Source organism: Exiguobacterium sp. ZOR0005, assembly GCF_000798975.1.
GTDB classification, from domain to species: domain Bacteria; phylum Bacillota; class Bacilli; order Exiguobacteriales; family Exiguobacteriaceae; genus Exiguobacterium; species Exiguobacterium aurantiacum.
The window spans coordinates 1-329 of record NZ_JTLB01000044.1 but is presented as its reverse complement, the minus strand read 5'-3'; the positions used below and the strand labels follow the sequence as shown (position 1 = coordinate 329).

At 63.2% G+C, this 329-nt stretch carries 1 protein-coding gene; it reads left to right on the top strand.

Annotation, left to right across the window (positions count from 1 at the left end; all coding sequences use genetic code 11):
- The coding region (locus L971_RS14680) for an RNA-guided endonuclease TnpB family protein (RefSeq protein WP_047376482.1) at positions 1–321 on the top strand (321 nt) is incomplete at its 5' end.
- Between the last annotated feature and the right edge of the window lie 8 nt (positions 322–329).

The following is a 329-nucleotide window of genomic DNA, read 5'->3' as shown; positions in this document are numbered from 1 at the left end:
CGCATCGTCGACGAGAACCAAGTCGTCGTGGTCGAGACGCTCCGAACGAGGGAGATGATGCAGGACCGCCGCCTCTCGAAGTCGATCGGGGACGCCGGATGGGGCGAGTTCGTCCGCCAACTGGAATATAAGGCGCGGTTCTATGGACGGACGCTCGTCAAGGCCGACCCGTGGTTCGCCTCGACCCAGGTCTGTTCGGCCTGCGGCGAGAACGGCGGCAAGAAAGACTTACAAACCCGGGAGTGGACATGTGCCGCGTGCGGCGCGCACCACGACCGCGACGTCAACGCGAGCCTCAACCTCTTGTACCTAGCCGACTGAAACAACCA